A 20,127-nucleotide genomic window follows, 5' to 3' on the forward strand; every position below is an offset into this window, starting at 1 on the left:
AATAATGATGGAAAAGATCCGGTTGCTGGGGATCACCTTGATGGTGATGACATCGCAGGCCATGACATCCCCCCGGGCCCTTGCCGCAGACGGGGAGCCTATTGCCCCACTGACAGTGCCCCTGTTGACAGTGGCGCCACAGGCGGTGACCGACTGGCTGACGCTGGATGGCACCGTCAGTGCCATCAATCAGGGGACGGTGGCGGCCCAGACCAGCGGCCGGGTCTCCCGTATGCTGGTGGATGTGAACGATCAGGTGCAGGCGGGGCAGCCGCTGCTGGAGATCAGCGGCAAGGAGCAGTTTGCCGCCGTCACGGGTGCCGAGGCGCGGCTGGCGCGGGCGCAGGCTCAGCAAGTGGAAGCCGAGCGCCAGCTTGCCCGCTTTCAGGCGCTGATTGCCAAGGGGGTGATCACCCGCGCCCAGCTCGATAATGCCCAGGCGACTGATCGCGCCGCCCGCGCCGAGGTGAACGCTGCCGATGCGGCCCTCACTCAGGCCCGCGAGGCTTACGGTTATACCCGCATTCTGGCTCCCTATGCAGGGGTAGTGACCAAACGGCTGGTAGAGCTGGGGGAGACTGTCGCCCCCGGTACCCCGCTGCTCTCCGGCTTCTCTCTCGACACCTTGCGGGTGGAGGTGGAGTTGCCCCAATCCGCCCTGACGCTGGCTCGTGAGCCTGCGGATGTGCAGGTGCTGCTGCCGGATGGCAAGCTTGTTACCCCGGTCAAACTGACCCGCTTCAATTATGCCGACAGCCAGAGCCACGCCTTCAAGTTGCGCCTCGACTTGCCGCCGCAAACCGCCGGGGTATTGCCCGGCATGTGGCTCAAGGTGCAGCTCAAGCAGGGTGAACGTCAGGTGTTGCAGGTGCCGGATCGCGCCCTGCTGCGGCAAGGGGAATTCAATGGCGTCTATCTGCAGCAGCCCGCTGGCTGGGCCCTGACGCCGGTGCGGGTCGGCCATTGCGTCGAGGGACAGTGCGAGATCCTGGCCGGGCTGCAAGCCGGTGACAAGCTGGCTCCCGATGCCTGGGCGCAGCAGCAGGAGGTGGCCCATGAGTAGCGAGCTGAATGGCAACAAGGAGAGGCTGGGACCTGCCGGTCGGCTGGCTGCCCTGTTTCAGGGCTCGGCCATCACTCCGCTGCTGGCGCTGGTGGGGCTGTTGCTCGGCCTGTTTGCGGTGTTGGTGACCCCCAAGGAGGAGGAGCCGCAGATCGATGTCACCTTCGCCGATGTCTATATTCCCTTCCCGGGAGCCAGCCCGGCTGAAGTGGCCTCTCTCGTTACCACCCCTGCCGAGCAGGTGGTCTCCCAGATAAAGGGCATTGATACCCTCTACTCTTTTTCCCAACCCGATGGCGCCCTGCTGGTGGTGGTGTTCAAGGTGGGGGTGAGCCGCGAGCAGGCCATCGTCGATCTCAACAACCAGCTCGACTCCAACCGCGACTGGTTGCCACAGGGGATCGGAGTCGGTCAGCCGCTGGTGAAACCCCGGGGGATCGATGATGTCCCCATCGTCAGTTTGACCTTATGGAGTAAAGAGGGGAGCAAGCAACTGGGGGCACCCGAGCTGACCCGGGTCGCCCATGAGTTGGAGACCGAACTCAAGCGCATTCCCGGTACCCGCGATATCTACACGCTGGGCAGCCAGAGCGCCGTGCTGCGGGTGATGCCGGATCCGGCGGCCCTCAGTGCCCACGGCATCAGCTGGGGCGAGCTGAGCCAGCGACTTGCGGCCGCCAATCAGGTGGGCACGACACAGGCTATCGAGCAGAACAACAGTGAGATTAAGGTGCAGGTGGGGCAGTTTCTGCAAAGCGAGCAGGAGGCCCGCGAGCTGGTAGTGGGGCTGCACGACGGCAAGCCGGTCTATCTGGGGGAGGTGGCCAGGGTCTCTCTGGGTCAGGAGACTCCGACCAAGCGCAGCTGGATGGGGCTGGGGCAAGCCAGTTATCCGGCGGTGACCCTGGCCATTGGCAAGCAGCCGGGCCAGAACGCGGTCGAGGTGGCCAAGCGGGTGGAGGCGCGGGTCGAAAGTTTGCAGAACCGACTGATCCCTGCCGGGGTTGAGGTGACGGTGACCCGGGACTACGGCGTCACCGCCGAGACCAAATCCAACACCCTGATCGGCAAGCTCATTTTTGCCACCACGGCGGTGGTGGTGCTGGTGCTGGCGAGCATGGGTTGGCGCGAGGCGCTGGTGGTGGGCGTTGCCATCGTCATCACCCTGGCGCTGACCCTATTTGCCAGCTGGGCGTGGGGCTTTACCCTCAACCGGGTGTCGCTGTTTGCGCTGATCTTCTCCATCGGCATTCTGGTGGATGACGCCATTGTGGTGGTGGAGAACATCCACCGCCATCGCGGTTTGGGCAAGGGGTCGCTCAAGGCGCTTATTCCGGGGGCGGTGGACGAGGTGGGGGGGCCGACCATACTGGCGACCCTGACCGTCATTGCGGCCCTGTTGCCGATGGCCTTTGTCAGCGGCCTGATGGGCCCTTACATGAGCCCCATCCCCATCAATGCCAGCATGGGGATGCTCATCTCCCTGCTGGTGGCCTTCATCTTCTCACCCTGGCTGGCGAGCCATTTGCTCAAGGATTCGGTGCTCGGTACCCACGGCGAGGCCAAGGCGGGTCTTTTTCACCGGCTGATGACCCCTTTCCTGATTGGTGATGGCGCCAAGCGCGCCAGACGCAAACTCTGGCTGGTGGTGTTGCTGCTGGTCGGGGCGGCTACCGCCATGCCGGTGGTGCAGTGGGTGGTGCTCAAGATGCTCCCTTTTGACAACAAGTCGGAGTTTCAGCTGGTGCTCGATATGCCGGAGGGGGCGACCCTGGAGCAGACCGAGCGCACCCTGCTGGCGGTCGGGCGTGAGCTTGCCAAGGTGGAGGAGGTGAAGGATTACCAGATCTACGCCGGCACAGCCGCCCCCATCAATTTCAACGGGCTGGTGCGTCACTACTTTATCCGCAGCGGCGCCAACGTGGGGGATATTCAGGTCAATCTGGTGGACAAGCATGAACGGGATCGCAGCAGCCACCAGATTGCCCAGTCGGTTCGGGAGCCGCTGCAGGCCATCGCCAGTGCGGCAGGGGGCAACCTGAAAGTCGTTGAGGTACCGCCTGGCCCGCCGGTCTGGTCCCCCATCGTTGCCGAGATCTATGGCCCGACTCAGGCCGCCCGCGAAGCGGCCGCTCGCGCTGTACAGGCCCGTTTTGTGGCCACGGCGGATCTGGTGGACGTGGATATCTATCTGACCGACCCGCAGCCCAAGTGGCGGCTGGTGGTGGAGCGCAGCAAGGCGGCCCTACTCGGGGTCGATCTCGGGGATCTGGTGAACACCCTCAATGGCGGGGTGGGTTATCAGGATGCCAGCTGGCTGCAGGGGCACGGTGCCAAGTATCCGGTGCCGATCCGCATCGAACTGGCACCCGGTGACAAACGGGATCTGGCGGGCGTACTGGCCCTCAAGGTGCGCAGCCAGAGCGGCCAGCTGGTGCGGGTCTCCGAGCTGGTGAGTCGCCGTGATGAGGTGGCCCCCAGCTATATCATGCACAAGAACATGCAGCCCATGGTGATGGTGGTGGCCGACATGGGTGGCCATACCGACAGCCCGCTCTACGGCATGTTTGCAGCCGGTGCCGATATCGACCTGCCCCAATATTACGTGCAGCAGCCGGATAAACTGGGAGAGGTGGCGCTGTTGTGGGACGGGGAGTGGAAGATCACCTACGAGACCTTCCGCGATATGGGCATCGCCTACGGGGTGGGGATGATCCTCATCTATCTGCTGGTGGTGGCCCAGTTTCGCTCCTATCTGGTGCCACTCATCATCATGGCTCCCATTCCGCTCACCATCATAGGGGTGATGCCGGGCCACGCCCTGCTGGGAGCCCAGTTTACCGCTACCTCGATGATCGGGATGATCGCCCTGGCCGGGATCATCGTACGCAACAGCATCCTGCTGGTGGACTTTATCGAGCAGCAGCGCAGCGCCGGAGTGGCGTTCGAGCAGGCGGTGATCGAAGCGGCGCAGGTGCGGGCCAAACCCATCATGCTGACGGCGCTGGCGGCGATGACCGGGGCTCTGTTTATCCTTGATGATCCCATCTTCAACGGACTGGCCATCAGCCTGATTTTCGGGATCCTGGTCTCCACTTTGCTCACCCTGGTGGTGATACCCTTGCTCTATTATGCCCTGCTCTCCCGACGCTCATGACGGGAGTCACTAGCGAAAGGATGCGCGATGAAGAGAGGTTGGTTGTGGTGGGGAAGTGGCGCCGTGGTAGCGGTGGCTGCTGTGGCATGGTGGTGGCGACCGCAGCCGACGCCGATCAGGCTGGCAGAGGTCGGGCGGGGGGATGTGCTGGTCACTGTGGTCAACACTCGGGCTGGCACCATCAAGTCGTGTCAGCGGGCCGGGCTCAGTCTGCCCGGTGGCGGCGTGGTGGAGCAGATCGCCGTCAAGGCCGGGGAGCGGGTGGCGCAGGGAGATCTGCTGCTGACCCTCTGGAGTGACGACATTCACGCCGATCTTGCCCGTGCCCGTGCCCAGCAGGCCCTTGGCAAGACCCAGCGCGAGGAGCGTTGCAGCGAGGCGGCCTACTACGAGCGGGAGGCCAACCGGCTGGCCACCTTGCTGGCCAAAAATCTCACCTCCCGCACCCTCGCTGAGCAGGCCCAGAATCTGGCCGATACCCGCCGCTATGTCTGTCAGGCATCCCGTCAGCAGGAGCGGGTCGACGAGGCGCAGGTCGCCCAGGTGGAGGCTCGCTTGAGCGAGCGTCGCCTGCTGGCGCCGTTTGCCGGCGTGGTGGCGGAGGTCAACAGCAAGCTGGGCGAATACATGACCCCCTCACCGCCCGGAGTGGCCATGCCTCCGGTGATCGATCTTATCGATGATAAGTGTCTGTATGTCTCAGCCCCCATCGATGAGGTGGATGCCGCCCGCCTCAAGGTGGGCCAGTCTGCCCGGGTACTGCTCGATGCCATGCCCGGGCGCGATTTTGCCGCTACCGTCACCCGTATCGCCCCCTATGTGAAGGAGCTGGAGAAGCAGGCCCGCACCGTCGAGGTGGAGGCATCGCTCACTGCCCTGCCCACCGATGTGCCCCTGCTTATCGGCTACAGCGCCGATCTTGAGGTCGAGGTGACCCGCGCCACCGATGTGCTGCGGGTTGCGGCCAGCAGCCGGGCCGACGATGGCAGCGTGCTGCGGCTGGAAGGGGATACGCTGGTGCGGGTGGTGCCCCGCTGGGGCGTGGAGAACTGGAACTGGATTGAGGTGGCCGAGGGGCTCGCTGCCGGTGATCGGCTGGCAGCCCAGCCCGGACAGATTGTCGGGGAGGGCCCTTTCAGCGCCGCCACGGAGCAGACGGATGAGTGATCTCATTCGCCTTGATGCCGTCAGCCGTCGTTTCACTCTGGGGGGGAGCGAGGTGGCTGCCCTCGACCGCGTTTCCCTGCGGGTTGCCGAGGGGGAGTATCTGGCGGTGATGGGCCCCTCGGGATCCGGCAAATCGACCCTGCTCAATGTGCTGGGGCTGCTGGATCGGCCCGATGAGGGGCGTTACTGGCTGGGAGGGGAGGATACCGCCACCCTGTCAGAACCCGCATTGGCCCAGCTGCGCGGCCATCGCATCGGTTTCGTGTTCCAGTCGTTTCACCTCATCTCCCGCCTCACCGCCCGTGAAAACGTCGAGCTGCCGCTGATGCTGTGCGGGATCGCCCCCGCCGAGCGCCATCGCCGAAGCCAGCAGTTGCTGGGAGAGCTGGGGCTGGAGAACCGGGCCGGACACCGCCCTGCCGAGCTTTCCGGCGGTCAGCGTCAGCGGGTAGCCATCGCCCGGGCCATGGCAATGGCGCCGCGGCTGATCCTGGCCGACGAGCCCACCGGCAATCTCGACTCCCGCTCCGGGGAGGAGGTGATTACCCTGCTGGAGGGGCTCAACCGGGAGCAGGGGATCACGCTGGTGGTAGTGACCCACGATCCGCGCCTTGGTGAGCGGGCGGGCAGGCGGATCCTGATGAACGATGGCCGCATCAACATTGATAGCGGCGGTGGCTGAATGCGGCGGCCCGATGTGATCCGCTTTGCCGCCGTGGCGTTATTGCGTCAGCGTTCACGGGCGCTGGTCTTGATCCTGGCGGTGAGTCTGAGCGTCACCTCGGTGCTGCTGCTCACCGCGCTGGGGGAGGGGGCGAGGCGCTATGTGGCCGACCAGTTCAGCTCCCTTGGCAAGGATCTGCTGGTGATGTTCCCCGGCCGCAAGGAGACCACCGGCGGGCTGCCGCCGGTCACCGGCAACAGTCTGCGGCAGATCACTCTCGATGATATGCACTACCTTGGCCAGCACCAGCCAAACGTGCGGCTGGTGCCGCTGGTGATGGGCTTTGCCGAGGCCAAACAAGGGGCACGGCTGCGCCAGACCATGCTGCTTGGCAGCAGCAACGGGCTGCGCGATACCCACGGGCTGGAGCTGCTCTCCGGCCGCTGGTTGCCGGGGGATGCCGCAGAGGATCGACCGGCCGTCCTGCTCGGGGCCAAGGTGGCCCGTGAGCTGTTCGGTCAGGTCGATCCGGTCGGTCAGTGGCTGCGTTTTGACAATCGCCGCTTTCGGGTGGTGGGGGTATTCACCAGCCAGAGCAGCAATCTGGGGATGGACATGGCCGAGGCCGCGCTGATCCCGGTCGGTAGCGCCATGCGGCTGTTCAACACCGAGGGGCTGTTTCGGCTGCTGATCCAGCCGCTGGCGGGGCAAGCGGTGCCGCCGCTGGTCAAGCGACTGGAGCAGCTGATGCAATCGCGCCACGGGGTGCTCGATGTGACCGTGGTGCGCCGCGACGCCATGCTGGCTACCTTCTCCACCATTCTCTCGACCCTCACCCTGGCAGTTGCCGGCATCGGCGCCATCAGCCTGCTGGTCTCCGGCATCATGATGATGAATCTTGCGCTGATCAGCACTCGCCAGCGCACCGGCGAGATCGGCCTGCTCAAGGCGCTGGGGGCTGACAGTCGCCAGATCCGCCAGCTGTTTTTGTGGGAGGCGCTGCTGCTGAGCGGCAGTGGCGCGCTGTTTGGCACTGTGTTGGGCTATGCCCTGGTTGCCCTCGCCGGAGTGATTTGGCCCGGATTTCCGGCGGCTGTCCCTCTGCTCGCGACCCTCTGCACCATACCGGCGGCCCTGCTGACCGGGCTGTTTTTTAGCTGGCTGCCCGCCTCCCGTGCAGCACGGCAAGATCCGGTCAGCAGCCTGCGCAGCGGGCAGTGGAGCGGTGGCTGATGCGCGCCGCTGATCTGCTGTTCTGGCTCTGGCACGCCTTGCTGGCGGGGCGCAGCCGCAGTCTGCTGTCGGCGCTGGGGATCGCCATCGGGATCGCCTCGGTGACCCTGCTCACCGGCATCGGCGAGGGGCTCAGGCTCTATCTGCTCGACAGCTTCTCCCAATTTGGCACCCGGTTGATCGCCGTGACCCCGGGTAAGACCGAAACCGCAGGCGGCCCGCCAGGCATCCTCTCCAGCAGCCGTCCCCTGCTGCTGGAGGATGCCGATGCCCTCGCCAGATTGGCAGGGGTAGAGGCGGCGCTCCCTGTGGTGCAGGGGCAGGGGGAGGTGCGCAGCCGCGGGCTCACCCGCAGCACCGCTATTTTGGGCACAGGCTCGGCGGCGCTCTCAGGCTGGCGACTCACCCTGGTGCAGGGGCGTTTTCTGCCCGCGGACGACAGTGCCATGCCCCGCGCCTATGCGGTGCTGGGTGCCAAGGTGGCAGCAGAGCTGTTCCCCGGTGGCGATGCACCGGGGAACCTGCTGCGCGCCGGTGATCGCCGTTTTCGGGTGGCCGGGGTTTTGGCCCCCAAGGGGCAATTTCTCGGCTTTGATCTGGACGACATGATCTATCTGCCCGCCGCTCACGCCCAGGCGCTGTTCAACAAGGAGGGGTTGCAGGAGATCGACGTCATCTATCGCGCCGGACAGACGGAAGCCGAGATCACCGCCCAGATCCGGCGCGTGCTGATCGCCCGCCACGGCGCCGAGGATTTCACCCTCACCTCCCAGCAGGACATGCTGACCAGCCTCGACAAGATACTCTCCATCATCAAGCTGGCGGTTGGCGGGCTCGGCATTATCTCACTGCTGATCGGGGCGGTCGGCATCTTCAGCATCATGAGCATCGCCCAGCAGGAGCGGATCCCCGAAGTGGGCTTGCTGATGGCGTTGGGTTGTCCACGGCGGCGCATTCTATTGCTGTTCCTGCTCGAAGCCGTGGTGCTGGCGCTGCTGGGCGGAGCCATGGGGTTGGCCCTGCTCGGCGGGCTCAAGCTGCTGCTCACCCTGCTGGCGGCCGGCTTGCCGCTCACCCTCCATCCTCTCTATCTGCTGCTGGCGCTCGGTTGCAGCGCCCTGGTGGGCCTGCTGGCCGGGGTCGCTCCTGCGCTGCGGGCAGTGCGTCTCGACCCAGTAGTTGCCCTGCGCGGTGACTAGGTCGCCCCTTTCGCAAGAGGCGCGTTACGCTCGGGTCTGAACAGGGGGGACTAGGTGACCACCTCCGCAACCGACAGGCTGCGCTCAGATCTGAACAGAGGGAAGTAGCGGCGATCGGCCTGACTCATGTGGCCGACCACCAGCTCCTGAATGATGAAGTTGAGCAGCTCGTCGTTGCCCAGAGTCCCCGCTTTGGCGGCGTGCAGCAGCTGGCCTGCCTTGTTGAGCAGGCGCTGGTGATCCTGACGGTGGCTGACGAGTTCCCGATAGTCGATCTCCGCCAGCATCTGCTCTTCAAAGGCGAAGTGATGACGGGCCATGTCGAACAGGCTCTCCAGACTCTCCAGAAACGGGGCCGGATCCTCGTGCTGATCTTTCATCCGCTCCAGCAGCCGGTTGGTCAATACGAAGAGCTGGCGATGCTCGGCATCGATGCGCGGGTGACCGCACTCGTGGCCGGGTTGCCACAGCAGTGCGCCCTGCTCGGGATCAAGGCCTTCGGTATAGAGGCAGACCCGGCCGCGGCCGCGATTCTTCGCCTGATACATGGCCTGATCGGCGTGGTGCATCAGGGTTTTGGCATCCTCCCCGTGCTCGGGATAGAGCGCCAGCCCGATACTGCTGGAGATGAGCAGCTCCTGTCCCTCCAGCTGGAACGGATGACGCAGCTGCTGGTGCAGCTTGTCAGCCACCGCCAGCACTTCGTCGCCGGTCTCCGGCAGCAAGATAACGAACTCGTCGCCCCCCAGCCGTGCCACCAGATCCTGTTTGCGCACGCAGTGGCTCATCCGCTCGGCCACCATATTGAGCAGAATATCCCCGGTTTCATGGCCGAAGGTGTCGTTGATCGGCTTGAAGTGATCGAGATCGATAAACATCAGCGCCAGCGGACGGGGTGCCTCCTGCTCCATCAGCTCCTTGAGCCGTTGCTGCAGCAAGCGGCGATTGGGCAGCCCGGTGAGGGGGTCGTAGAAGGCGAGGCGGCGCATCATCTCCTCTCGCGCTGCCCGCTCGGTGATATCCCGGGTGACCCCGAGGATCGCCTCCGGCTGGGCATTGTGGTTGCCATGGAGGGTGGTGATGGTTTCGGTCGCCACCAGATGGCCATCCTTGTGGCGCAGCTGGGTGCGAATGACCCGGCGAGTCTGGTCATGTTCCCCCCGCTGCCAGGCCTCCAGGGTGGCGGAGATCTCCTCGCGCAGCAGTTGCCTTGAGGCATCCGGCAGCAGCTGTTTGAGGGGCAGGGCAAACAGCTCTGTAGCCTCGTAGCCGCTCAGAGGAGTGATGGCCGGGCTGACGTAGCGAAAGCGCAAGCTGGCGGCATCCATGGTCCAGATCACATCGGCACTGTTCTCCGCCACGAAGCGATAGTGCTGTTCGCTCTGGGCCAGTTCACGGGTCAGCCGCTGGCGATCCCGCGCCTCCTCGCGCAGGCGCAGATAGAGGTGCAAGAAGATGCCGAGCAGGGTCATCAGGGTAAAGGTGATAAGCATGGCCACCGCCACGCTCTTGTCGAGCAGCAGCCGTTGCTGGCGCAGCCGCTCCTGAGCCGGGTCGTAGATAAAGCGGTCGAGGTTGGGCAATACCGTGAGCATGCCCGCTTCCAGATAGGTTTTGGCGATCTGCAGCCAGCGCTCCTGCTGCATGTAGCCGGGTTCGAGCAGATCTGGCTGCATCAGCGCTCTGGTTTCGCGAGCTTCGAACTCCAGCTGTTCACGGCCAGCCCCGGTCGGGTACTGCTCCATGATGAGGTTGATCATCTCTTCGGGGTGGTCCATCGCATAGCGCCACCCCTTGAGGCTGGCCTGCTGGAAGGCGTAGACCCGATCCTGTCGGGTGATCAGCTCCCGCTCGGAGGTAAACAGGTTGTCGCCGTAGAAGTCAAAGTCGATGGTGCGCGGGCTGAAGACCCGATAGGGGATGCCTCTTTGCTGCAGATAGAAGGGCTCGGTAGTGCTGTAGGCACTGATGGCATCCACCTTGCCCGCCAGCAGTGCCTGTATCCCCTGTTTGTAGGGGTGGGTGACCCAGGCGCGGCTGCGGGTCTGGTGAGAAAGGTAGGTCAGCAGCTCGTTGGAGCCAGGCTCCAGCATCAGTCGCTTGTTGGCCAGATCGGCCGGGTTGCGAATATCTGGCCGATCCAGCGTGAGCAAAACCAGCGGCGAGTGCTGCAGCAGGGCGGCGAGCACCACCACCGGACGACCGGCAGCCCGATCCAGCAGCAGATCACTGCCGCTGATGCCAAAATGGGCCTTTCCCGAGATTACCTCGCTGACCACATCGGTGCGGGAGTCCGCTTCGCGCAGGGTGACATGCAGACCGGCCTCCCGATAAAACCCTTTGGCGATGGCCGCGTAGTAACCGGCAAACTGGAACTGGTGTTGCCACGGCAACTGGACGATGACCTGCTCGCCGGCTCGCACGGGGGGAGAGGTCAGGGTCGCGATGACCATACTGACCAGCATTGGCATAAACCAGCTGAGGGGCTGGCGGGGGGCTGCGTTCTCCGTCATACAACGTTTCTCTCGGGAGCGATGTCTAGGCTAGATTCAAGCAATTTTGTGTCACCTGCAAGGGGAGAAAAGGCGTTTGCAATAGGGTATAGGGGGGTTGGAAAGTCATTTTTGTGTCGTTCATCACACGGGATGGATACATGCCGTTTTTTTGCAAGTTATGTGACCAATAAGAGAGTCATATGGCCTATCGAAGTGGTCGCATTCTAGCCACTTTTTCCCGTTTTTATCGTTGTCATTGTGGCTTGACTGCATTTTTTCCGTGGTTGCACGTCAAGCTGTGTCGTTATATCAATAGATACTTTTATGGGGCGGTCAGGTGTGACGCAAATGTGTCGCGGCTGCTGCGCACCGGTTAATGTGCGACAGCTCAGTGATGGTACCCCGTCAGTGTTATCATGCTGCCCCCAGTTCCGGATAAGGTCTTTTTATGTCCCGCTTGCGTCTGCTTGTCTCCGACTCTCACGATCCCCTGTTCAATCTGGCCGTTGAGGAGTGCATCTTCCGCCAGATGGACCCCGGCCAGCGGGTGCTGTTCCTCTGGCGCAATGCCAATACCGTGGTGATTGGCCGTGCCCAGAACCCGTGGAAGGAGTGCAACACCCGCCGCATGGAAGAAGACGGGGTCACCCTGGCGCGTCGCAGCAGCGGTGGTGGCGCCGTGTTCCACGACCTTGGCAACAGCTGCTTCACCTTCATGGCGGGCAAGCCGGAGTATGACAAGAGCGTCTCCACCGCCATCGTGCTGGACGGGCTCAAGCGATTGGGGATAGAAGCCTTTGCCTCCGGTCGCAACGATCTGCTGGTGGCGACCCCGGACGGGGAGCGCAAGGTATCGGGGTCGGCCTATCGGGAGACTCTGGATCGCGGATTCCACCACGGCACCCTGCTGCTGGACGCCGATCTCGGTCGGCTCGCCAACTACCTCAACCCCGACCCCAAGAAGCTGGCAGCCAAGGGGATCACCTCGGTGCGCGGTCGGGTGGCCAATCTGTGCGAACTGCTACCGGGGATCAACCATCAACAGGTGAGCAAGGCGCTGCAGGAGGCCTTTTTCCACCATTACGGTGCGCGAGTTGAGCCCGAGTATATCTCCCCGGTGCAGATGCCGGATCTGCCCGGTTTTGCCGAGACCTTCGCCCGTCAGCGCAGTTGGGAGTGGAACTACGGTCATGCACCGGCGTTCAGCCATCTGCTGGAGGAGCGGTTCAGCTGGGGCGGGGTGGAGTTGCACTTTGATGTGGAGAAAGGGGTTATCACCCGGGCGCAGCTCTTTAGCGATACTCTGGAGCCGGCCCCGTTTGATCTGCTGGCGGCCGAACTGGCGGGTTGCGGCTATCGACCGGACGCTGTCGCCGCCCGTCTGCATCCCTGGCTGGCGGCCTTTCCGCAACAGCAGGGCGAGCTGGCGGAGTTTGCCGAGTGGCTGTTGGCCTCCCTGCGTTGAGGGCTGCGCTGATGGCGGTCCGGTAGTGAGGGCGCTGTCAGCCAGGATGGGAGCAAGATCACGAAATATAAAGAGGCGCCTCAAAGGCGCCTTTTTGCCAGCCCTTGTGATGGCTGATACATGACAAAAAGTAGGGTAGGCCATTAGATATTGTCACTGTCAGCCCCGCTGGCACAGGGGTATAACGGCCACACATTTGCTGTACTAATGGTATAAAAATGAGTGACTTAGTTTATCTGCAAGACGAAAGCGTCAATGCCGTCCACCCCGATTTCTCCGCCCGTTTCGCCACCGTCAAAGCCAACTTTTTTTCGCGCAATCCCGATCTCTGGCCCGTCTTTCGCGAACCCGGATTTGCCACCCTCAATGAATTTCGGGCCCGTGGCCTGGCGCCGGATGCCCGCCTGAACGCCTGGCCTGATGGCCGTGCCCGTCTGGCCGATCTCTGCGAGACCATGCCGGTGCCCGCCACCATGCGCACCCCGGGCGAGCCGATGGCCGAGCTGCTGTTTGCCGCCGCCCTGTCGAAGGATTGGGAGAATCCCTCCAGCGTCGAGAACGTCATCACCATGTCGGCGGATCCCGCCATCTACGGCGCCCAGATGGGCATTCTGGCCAACCCCAATCTGGTCTACTCCGAATACGCTGGAGTGGCTGAGGAGCTGGAGAAGAAGGTGGTGCGCCAGATTGCGCTGCTGGCAGGCTATGATCCCGAGCGGGCCACCGGCATCTTCACCCAGGGGGGGACCTTCTGTAACCTCTACGGCTACCTGCTCGGCATTCGCAAAAGCCTGCCCGAGGCCAAGCACAAGGGGCTCGGCCACTATCAGGATTACCGCATCATCAACTCCCAGGGCGGTCACTACTCCAACATCACCAACCTCTCCCTGCTCGGGGTCGACATCGAGAACAAGACCATCCGCATTCAGGTCGGCGAGAACAACGACATCGATCTCGACCATCTCGAGCGCACCCTGACCGCCTGTTTCGCCCTGAAACACGTGGTGCCCACCATCATGCTCACCATGGGCACTACCGACACTTTCGGGGTGGATCAGGTGAAACCCGTGTTCGAGCTGCGCAATCGCCTCTGCGAGCAGTTTGAGGTGGCGGTCAAACCTCACATCCACGTCGATGCCGCCATCGGCTGGTCGATGATCTTCTTCCTGGGTTACGACTTTGCCGCCAACCCGCTCGCCATCAACAGCGCGACTCTGGCGGGGATCGAGCGCAACGTGGCGCGCTTTGCCGAGCTCAAATATGCCGACTCCTTCACCGTCGACTTCCAGAAGTGGGGCTATGTACCCTACACCTCCAGTCTGGTGATGATTAAAGAGCAGGATGACCTCAAGGCGATGGAGAATGACCCGGAGAATTTCTCCTACTTCGAGCGGGACATTCAGGGCCAGACCCACCTGCAATCCACCATCGAGTGCTCCCGCGGCGCGAGCGGTCTGTTCGGTGCCTATGCGGCGCTCAACTATATGGGGGTGGAGGGGTATCGCATCGTGCTGGCCCATTGCCTGCAAAATGCCAACTACTTCCGCTATCGCCTGAGTCAGCTTGGCAACGTCAAGCTGGTGGCGCAGGAGAATCAGGGGCCGAGTGTCGGCTTCAAGATCTACAACCCCGAGTGGGTGAGCGATCCGGAGGCCGAATTTGCCTTCGAGCTGGCCCGCTCCAGTGACCCTGCCTACAAGGCGCGACTGCAGCGCAATACCGATTACCACCGCAGCCTGTTCAAGGGGCGCGGCAAGGTGGGGCTCTACACCAACTGGGTGGAGGCGGTGGCCCATTCCGACTATGATGCCCGCGGCAAGTACTCCTACATCGCCGGGGAGAAGGCGGTCTTTATGAACCCCGCCTGCACTCGCGAGCAGATCGACGCCTTTATCGACCATATTCGCGGTTGAGGGCGGTTGCCCTGACAGCCGAGCGCGGCCTGTGATGGCAAGAGGCGGTCAGGGTACCTCGCCAACAGATAAACAAAGGGCAAGCCAATTGGCTTGCTCTTTTGTTTTTGCTGCACTGTGCGTAAGTAGTGGGGAAGGCCGGGTTCAGAGGGTCAGCAACTGCTCGTTCTCGACAATCTCGCACCCGGCGGGCAGTTTCGAGAGCGCGATCATGGCGCGGGCCACCTGCTGGGCTTCGATGGCGCGCCAGCGGGCGAGCTTGCCCACCAGCAGCGGCCGAAACAGCGGGTAGATAGTTTGAAAGATCTGCTCGGAGAGGCGCGGTGGCTGGCGATCCCCGAGCAGCATGGCGGGCCGCACGATGGCGAGCCGTGGCCAGGATTGGGCCAGCAGGGCCTGCTCCATCTCTCCCTTGGTACGCGGATAGAGAGCCGGGGACGATGCGCTGGCCCCCATGCTCGAGACCACGATAAGGCGCTGACAGCCGTGACGGCGGGCCAGCTCGGCAAAGGCGACCACATAGTCGAGATCGACCCGGCGAAACGCCTCGGCAGAGCCCGCCTCCTTGCGGGTGGTGCCGAGGGCACAGAAGGCGATATCCACCGGGCGGGAGAGGGTAACGCTGGCCAGATCATCAAAATTGACCGGTAGCCAGTGGTGCGCCTCCTTGCCCGGCTTGCGACAGAGCAGGGTCAGTTCATGTTCGGCAGGCAGTTGCTGCACCAGTTCGCGACCGATCAGGCCGCTGGCTCCGGCAATCAGGATCCGGCTCATGGGGATTCTCCCTGTGTCATTCGATGGTGTTGATGCCATGGTGGCTGCTCATCAGCATCAGGCAATTTGCGAGCAGCTGCAATGGGGGAGATGACACTGTATCCCCTGACAGGATCACGGGCAGGATACATAACGCGGGGCTGGATAAAACAAAACCGGCACGAGGCCGGTTTTGCGGGATATCAGAGCGGGGTATTGAAAGCTGCTGGCAGCGGGAAGTCACCCGTCACTGTGGTCAGCCTGTCATTGGCGAAGGTGACGGTGAGCTCTTTGCGCTCCTTGTCGCCGTGGCCCGGCTGGAATTCATAGAGGTAGTACCAGGTGTTGGGGTCAAAGCCGTCACGCAGCATGGGGGTCCCCAGTACATAGCTGACCTGCTCGCGGGTCATCCCCTGGCGCAGTTTGTCGACCTGTTTTTGTTCCACATAGTTGCCCTGGGGAATATCGATACGATAGACCAGGCTGCAACCGGAGAGGGTGAGGGCGGTCAAAGCCGCGGCAATCAGGTGTTTCATCCGCATATCGAGTTCAGATCATCCATACAGTCTTTTTGGCTCGGCAAATCATACCGACTCCCTCCACGGAAGTAAAAAGCCATTGATCCATCAGCCAATAAAAAGGGCCGCACTGCGACCCTTTCTGGCAATCCGGTGGCCTTTACATCGCCGCGCGGAAGATGGCGACGATCTCTTCGTGGCTGGCCTGTTTCGGGTTGGTGAAGCCGCAGGCATCTTTCAGGGCGTTGCTGGCCAGGGTATCGAAGTCATCGGCTTTGACGCCGAGTTGCTCCAGACCGGCCGGGATCTTCACATCCAGCGCCAGCTGCTTGATGGCGGCAATGGCAGCGGCGGCGCCCTGCTCGTCGTTCATGGCGCTCACATCCACCCCCATGTAGCGGGCGACATTCTTCAGACGAGCCGCGCTCACCTGGGCGTTGAACGCCTGAACGTGGGGCAGCAGCACGGCGTTGCAGACACCGTGGGGCAGGTCATAGAAACCGCCCAGCTGGTGGGCCATGGCGTGCACGTAGCCGAGGCTTGCGTTGTTGAAGGCCATGCCGGCCAGGAACTGGGCATAGGCCATCTGCTCGCGGGCATGCAGGTCATCGCCGTGGTTGACGGCGGTGCGCAGGTGCTTGGCGATCAGCTCGATGGCCATCACGGCACTGGCATCGGTCACCGGGGTGGCGATGGTGGAGACATAGGCCTCGATGGCGTGGGTCAGGGCATCCATACCGGTGGCGGCGGTGAGACCAGCCGGCTTGGCCAGCATCAGCTCGGGATCGTTGACCGACATCAGCGGGGTAACGTGCTTGTCGATGATGGCCATTTTCACGTGGCGCGCTTCGTCGGTGATGATGCAGAAGCGGGTCATCTCGGAGGCGGTACCGGCGGTGGTGTTGATGGCGATAAGCGGCAGTTGCGGTTTGGCGGAGCGATCCACCCCTTCGTAATCCTTGATGCTGCCACCGTTGGCGGCCACCAGTGCGATGCCCTTGGCGCAGTCGTGGGGCGAGCCGCCACCCAGCGAGATAACGCAATCGCAGCCGTTGGCCTTGATCATCGCCAGACCCGCTTCAACGTTGCTGGTAGTGGGGTTGGGTTTGGTCTCATCGAAAACAGCGCTTTCAATGCCATGTTCAGCCAGCAGGGTGGTGAGCTTGGCGACCACGCCGATCTGGTTGAGAATTTTGTCGGTGACGATCAGCGCCTTGCGATAGCCGTAACCCTTGATATCGGCGGCAGCCTCTTGCAGACAGCCGGCACCCATCAGGTTGATTGCGGGAATATAGAACTTGAATGTAGCCATGATGGACTTCCTATAGTTAGCCATTAAGTGGTATTTGAGAGCTAGGCTACCATCTAGAAAGGGATACAAAAGCATCTTGTTTACAACTTTACGGGGTCGATCACGAGTCGTTAATTAAGCGCTGAACCAGGCTTGACTTTCCCGCATCTGACTCGATTTGCAGAAAAACGTTTGTCAATTATTTCATTGAGTTAGCAAACGTTTTGCGCAATGTTTGTCACTGTCAATGCGTGGAAGTGTGAGGCGCTTCAAGGAATTGGAAAGCGCTTTCGACCATAGTTGGCCCCTCCCCGAAGAGGGGGGTAAAGGCTTGAAAGTATCATAAAGAATCATCTTAACTTGTGCCCTGACCATGCTGGCAGGGGGCAACCAGGAGTCCAATATGTCTGATGTATTTCACTTGGGTTTGAAGAAAGCGGATCTGCAAGGCGCCACCCTGGCGATCGTCCCCGGTGACCCCGAGCGCGTGAAGCGTATCGCAGAGCTGTTGGACAACCCGGTGCACCTGGCCAGCCATCGTGAATTCACTACCTGGCGCGGCGAGATGGACGGCAAGGCCGTGATCATCTGCTCTACCGGTATCGGTGGCCCGTCCACCTCCATCGCGGTAGAAGAGCTGGCCCAGCTGGGTATCCGCACCTTCCTGCGTATCGGCACCACCGGCGCCATCCAGCCGCACCTGAACGTGGGTGACGTGATCGTGACCACCGGTTCCGTGCGCCTCGACGGTGCCAGCCTGCACTTTGCACCGATGGAGTTCCCGGCTGTTGCCGACTTCGACTGCACCACCGCGCTGGTGAACACCGCCAAAGAGATGGGCTCCAAGCTGCACATCGGTGTGACTGCCTCCTCTGACACCTTCTACCCGGGTCAGGAGCGTTACGACACCGTATCCGGCCGTGTAGTGAGCCGTTTCCAGGGTTCCATGAAAGAGTGGCAAGCCATGGGCGTGCTGAACTATGAGATGGAGTCCGCAACCCTGCTGACCATGTGCTCCAGCCAGGGCCTGCGTGCCGGTATGGTGGCTGGCGTTATCGTCAACCGTACCCAGCAGGAAATCCCGAACGCCGAGACCATGGCGAAGACCGAATCTGATGCCATCAAGATCGTATTGGGCGCTGCCCGCAAGCTGATCTGATAGCACCACAAAGAGTGGGGGGTGGGGGCCGTTGCGAGAGCGCGGCCCCTATCTTTATCCGCCGTTTACCGCTTTTCCTCTCCCGTCACCCCTTTCACTGATCCCGTCGCACTCGCGCTGGTTGTCTCTACCGATTGCCTCTAAAACGGCGCTGGACAGAGCATCTGCATCGGCTCGCCGCTCACCGGATGAGCAAAATCCAGCTCGCTGGCATGCAACATCAGCCGCGGTGCCTGTTCGCAGCCGGGCGGCAGCAGGCCACCATAGAGATCGCAGCCGAGGATGGGGTGGCCCAGCAGCTGGCTGTGGATGCGCAGCTGATGGGTGCGGCCGGTCTCCGGCAGCAGTCGTACCCGGGTCAAAGGCACGGTCTGCCCCTGCATCTGTTGCTCCAGCCGTTCAACCACCTGATAGCGGGAGCGGGCGGGTTTGCCGCTGGCGGCGCAGATCTTCATCAGCGGAAAGAGGGCCGGATCCTTGGCGATGGGGGCGTCGATAACCCCTTCGTCGTCAATCAGATGACCGCAGAGCAGGGCGCTGTAGGCTTTGCTCACCGCCCGCTGGCTGAACTGCTGGCAGAGCAGGGCATTGATGGCCTTGTTTCTGGCGACCACCATGATGCCTGAGGTGCCAAAATCTAGGCGATGCACCAGGGTGCAGCCGGGGTAATCCTGCACCAGTCGATAGTGAACCGAGTCGAGGTTTTGCGGGTTCTTGCCTGACAGACTCAGCAGGCCGCTCGGCTTGTTGATGAGCAGCAGATGCTCATCCTCAAACAGGGTCTCGATGGCGGCACTGCAGGGCGGGGCGATAAAGGTGTCGACGATAACGGACATAGGTGGCACAGGCTGGAAACGGGGTGCGATCATACCCGAACCGGCACGGCCGGGCGAATGGGCGGTGCGCTGTTTCGGAGAATGATCGGGATGGCTTTATGCAACCTCTTGATAATGAGCCGCGTTGAGCGAGGCGGTGTGCCGTGCAAACCGCCCAGGTCAGCAACAAGGCCCCGTTTTGTGACCCCTTCCCGAGTTCATCCGAGGCTTGCTTGTTAAGGTATGGCTCCCTGTTATGTTGTAAGGACTCATCCCATGGCACTGCCCGTTATTCTTGATTGTGATCCCGGCCACGACGACGCCATCGCCCTTATTCTGGCGCTGGCCAGCCCTGAACTGAACGTGCTGGCGGTCACCACCAGTGCGGGCAACCAGACGCCGGACAAGACCCTCAACAATGCCCTGCGCATTCTCACCCTGCTGGGACGTGACGATATTCCGGTGGCGGCGGGGGCACCGAAACCGCTGGCCCGGGAGCTTATCATCGCCGACAACGTCCACGGCGAGTCGGGCCTCGATGGCCCCAAGTTGCCGGATCCCGCCTTTGCGCCGCAGGGGATGACGGGGATCGAGCTGATGGCCAGATGTCTGCGCGAGAGCCTAGAACCTGTGACCCTGGTGCCGACTGGGCCGCTCACCAATATCGCCCTGCTGTTGGCGGCACATCCCGAGCTCAAACCCAAGATTGCCCGCATCGTATTGATGGGGGGCGCCGCAGGGGCTGGCAACTGGACGCCGGCGGCGGAATTCAATATTTATGTGGACCCGGAAGCGGCCGATATGGTGTTCAAGTCGGGTATCCCCATCACCATGTGTGGCCTCGATGTGACCCATGAGGCGCAGGTGATGGATGAGGATATCGCGCGGGTGCGCGCCATCACCAATCCGGTGGCCCAGTGCGTGGCCGGGCTGCTCGACTTTTTCATGATCTACCATCGGGATCCCAAGTGGGGATTTGCTGGTGCACCGCTCCACGACCCCTGTACCATTGCCTGGTTGCTGGCTCCCGAGCTGTTCCACGGAGTCAAGTGCCGGGTCGATATCGAGACCAGCGGGGAGCATACCGTGGGGATGACGGTGGTGGATCGTTATGGTCTGAACGGCAAGCCAGCCAATGCGCTGGTATTGTTGGGGCTGGATCGTCCGGGCTTTATCGATCTGCTGGTGACGCGGCTGCGGGCGTTTGACTGAGCGCCGGTTCATTTTTGCAAGAA

Annotated in this window: 15 protein-coding genes; 10 read left to right on the forward strand and 5 right to left on the reverse strand. The window is 62.5% G+C overall.

What is annotated here, in order from left to right; genetic code table 11:
* Nucleotides 1-7: 7 nt before the first annotated feature.
* Genes G5221_RS14515 through G5221_RS14540 form a run of 6 tightly spaced genes read left to right on the forward strand, consistent with a single transcriptional unit; the run spans nt 8 to nt 8,483 of the window.
* A complete protein-coding gene (locus G5221_RS14515) occupies nt 8-1,063 on the forward strand; it encodes an efflux RND transporter periplasmic adaptor subunit (protein ID WP_421251144.1) in 1,056 nt (351 codons plus the stop codon).
* Entirely contained in the window at nt 1,056-4,220 is a 3,165-nt protein-coding gene (locus G5221_RS14520; RefSeq protein WP_421263475.1) for an efflux RND transporter permease subunit, read from the forward strand. Before G5221_RS14515 ends, G5221_RS14520 begins: the two co-directional genes overlap by 8 nt.
* Before the next feature lie 27 nt (nt 4,221-4,247).
* Entirely contained in the window at nt 4,248-5,387 is a 1,140-nt protein-coding gene (locus tag G5221_RS14525) for an efflux RND transporter periplasmic adaptor subunit (protein WP_106842557.1), read from the forward strand.
* On the forward strand, nt 5,380-6,069 hold the full coding sequence (locus G5221_RS14530; protein ID WP_040066014.1) for an ABC transporter ATP-binding protein: 690 nt from the start codon (nt 5,380-5,382) through the stop codon (nt 6,067-6,069). Before G5221_RS14525 ends, G5221_RS14530 begins: the two co-directional genes overlap by 8 nt.
* On the forward strand, nt 6,070-7,284 hold the full coding sequence (locus G5221_RS14535; RefSeq protein WP_106842558.1) for an ABC transporter permease: 1,215 nt from the start codon (nt 6,070-6,072) through the stop codon (nt 7,282-7,284).
* Nucleotides 7,284-8,483 (forward strand): ABC transporter permease, encoded by a 1,200-nt coding sequence (locus G5221_RS14540; protein ID WP_106842559.1) that lies wholly within the window; start codon nt 7,284-7,286, stop codon nt 8,481-8,483. Before G5221_RS14535 ends, G5221_RS14540 begins: the two co-directional genes overlap by 1 nt.
* Before the next feature lie 50 nt (nt 8,484-8,533).
* On the opposite strand, the gene G5221_RS14545 is transcribed toward G5221_RS14540, so the two are convergent.
* Complete coding sequence (locus G5221_RS14545; RefSeq protein WP_421263476.1) at nt 8,534-10,996, reverse strand: diguanylate cyclase domain-containing protein; 2,463 nt, start codon at nt 10,994-10,996, stop codon at nt 8,534-8,536.
* Between the two features lie 430 nt (nt 10,997-11,426).
* Between G5221_RS14545 and G5221_RS14550 the strand changes: the two genes are divergently transcribed.
* Both G5221_RS14550 and G5221_RS14555 read left to right on the forward strand, forming a co-directional pair.
* Nucleotides 11,427-12,443, forward strand: a complete 1,017-nt coding sequence (locus G5221_RS14550) for a lipoate--protein ligase A (RefSeq protein WP_421263477.1) — start codon at nt 11,427-11,429, stop codon at nt 12,441-12,443.
* A gap of 218 nt (nt 12,444-12,661) precedes the next feature.
* Nucleotides 12,662-14,356: a pyridoxal phosphate-dependent decarboxylase family protein gene (locus tag G5221_RS14555; RefSeq protein WP_421263478.1), complete on the forward strand. Its 1,695-nt coding sequence runs from the start codon at nt 12,662-12,664 to the stop codon at nt 14,354-14,356.
* A gap of 144 nt (nt 14,357-14,500) precedes the next feature.
* Here the strand turns inward: G5221_RS14555 and G5221_RS14560 are convergent, their stop codons facing one another.
* The 3 genes from G5221_RS14560 to yiaY all read right to left on the reverse strand — a co-directional run bounded on the left by G5221_RS14560 (nt 14,501) and on the right by yiaY (nt 16,939).
* On the reverse strand, nt 14,501-15,130 hold the full coding sequence (locus G5221_RS14560) for an NAD(P)H-binding protein (protein WP_421263479.1): 630 nt from the start codon (nt 15,128-15,130) through the stop codon (nt 14,501-14,503).
* A 182-nt stretch (nt 15,131-15,312) separates the two neighbouring features.
* Nucleotides 15,313-15,651: an outer membrane protein assembly factor BamE gene (bamE, locus tag G5221_RS14565; RefSeq protein WP_005337980.1), complete on the reverse strand. Its 339-nt coding sequence runs from the start codon at nt 15,649-15,651 to the stop codon at nt 15,313-15,315.
* Between the two features lie 136 nt (nt 15,652-15,787).
* Complete coding sequence (gene yiaY / locus G5221_RS14570) at nt 15,788-16,939, reverse strand: L-threonine dehydrogenase (RefSeq protein WP_421263480.1); 1,152 nt, start codon at nt 16,937-16,939, stop codon at nt 15,788-15,790.
* A 382-nt stretch (nt 16,940-17,321) separates the two neighbouring features.
* On the opposite strand from yiaY, the gene udp reads away from it, so the two are divergent.
* A complete protein-coding gene (gene udp / locus G5221_RS14575; protein ID WP_005337975.1) occupies nt 17,322-18,077 on the forward strand; it encodes a uridine phosphorylase in 756 nt (251 codons plus the stop codon).
* Between the two features lie 140 nt (nt 18,078-18,217).
* Here the strand turns inward: udp and G5221_RS14580 are convergent, their stop codons facing one another.
* A complete protein-coding gene (locus tag G5221_RS14580) occupies nt 18,218-18,946 on the reverse strand; it encodes an RluA family pseudouridine synthase (RefSeq protein ID WP_421263481.1) in 729 nt (242 codons plus the stop codon).
* Nucleotides 18,947-19,168: 222 nt separating this feature from the next.
* Between G5221_RS14580 and rihA the strand changes: the two genes are divergently transcribed.
* Nucleotides 19,169-20,104, forward strand: coding sequence for a pyrimidine-specific ribonucleoside hydrolase RihA (gene rihA, locus G5221_RS14585; protein ID WP_421263482.1), 936 nt, complete (start codon nt 19,169-19,171; stop codon nt 20,102-20,104).
* Nucleotides 20,105-20,127: the final 23 nt, after the last annotated feature.

Source organism: Aeromonas sp. 602200 (genome assembly GCF_049173895.1).
Lineage (GTDB): Bacteria > Pseudomonadota > Gammaproteobacteria > Enterobacterales > Aeromonadaceae > Aeromonas > Aeromonas veronii_A.

What these genes read in the sequence shown, in the direction of transcription:
- G5221_RS14515 (WP_421251144.1), top strand. Translation starts at nt 8, where the DNA reads ATGGAAAAGATCCGGTTGCTGGGGATCACCTTGATGGTGATGACATCG.
- G5221_RS14520 (WP_421263475.1), top strand. Translation starts at nt 1,056, where the DNA reads ATGAGTAGCGAGCTGAATGGCAACAAGGAGAGGCTGGGACCTGCCGGT.
- G5221_RS14525 (WP_106842557.1), top strand. Translation starts at nt 4,248, where the DNA reads ATGAAGAGAGGTTGGTTGTGGTGGGGAAGTGGCGCCGTGGTAGCGGTG.
- G5221_RS14530 (WP_040066014.1), top strand. Translation starts at nt 5,380, where the DNA reads ATGAGTGATCTCATTCGCCTTGATGCCGTCAGCCGTCGTTTCACTCTG.
- G5221_RS14535 (WP_106842558.1), top strand. Translation starts at nt 6,070, where the DNA reads ATGCGGCGGCCCGATGTGATCCGCTTTGCCGCCGTGGCGTTATTGCGT.
- G5221_RS14540 (WP_106842559.1), top strand. Translation starts at nt 7,284, where the DNA reads ATGCGCGCCGCTGATCTGCTGTTCTGGCTCTGGCACGCCTTGCTGGCG.
- G5221_RS14545 (WP_421263476.1), bottom strand. Translation starts at nt 10,996, where the DNA reads ATGACGGAGAACGCAGCCCCCCGCCAGCCCCTCAGCTGGTTTATGCCA.
- G5221_RS14550 (WP_421263477.1), top strand. Translation starts at nt 11,427, where the DNA reads ATGTCCCGCTTGCGTCTGCTTGTCTCCGACTCTCACGATCCCCTGTTC.
- G5221_RS14555 (WP_421263478.1), top strand. Translation starts at nt 12,662, where the DNA reads ATGAGTGACTTAGTTTATCTGCAAGACGAAAGCGTCAATGCCGTCCAC.
- G5221_RS14560 (WP_421263479.1), bottom strand. Translation starts at nt 15,130, where the DNA reads ATGAGCCGGATCCTGATTGCCGGAGCCAGCGGCCTGATCGGTCGCGAA.
- bamE (WP_005337980.1), bottom strand. Translation starts at nt 15,651, where the DNA reads ATGCGGATGAAACACCTGATTGCCGCGGCTTTGACCGCCCTCACCCTC.
- yiaY (WP_421263480.1), bottom strand. Translation starts at nt 16,939, where the DNA reads ATGGCTACATTCAAGTTCTATATTCCCGCAATCAACCTGATGGGTGCC.
- udp (WP_005337975.1), top strand. Translation starts at nt 17,322, where the DNA reads ATGTCTGATGTATTTCACTTGGGTTTGAAGAAAGCGGATCTGCAAGGC.
- G5221_RS14580 (WP_421263481.1), bottom strand. Translation starts at nt 18,946, where the DNA reads ATGATCGCACCCCGTTTCCAGCCTGTGCCACCTATGTCCGTTATCGTC.
- rihA (WP_421263482.1), top strand. Translation starts at nt 19,169, where the DNA reads ATGGCACTGCCCGTTATTCTTGATTGTGATCCCGGCCACGACGACGCC.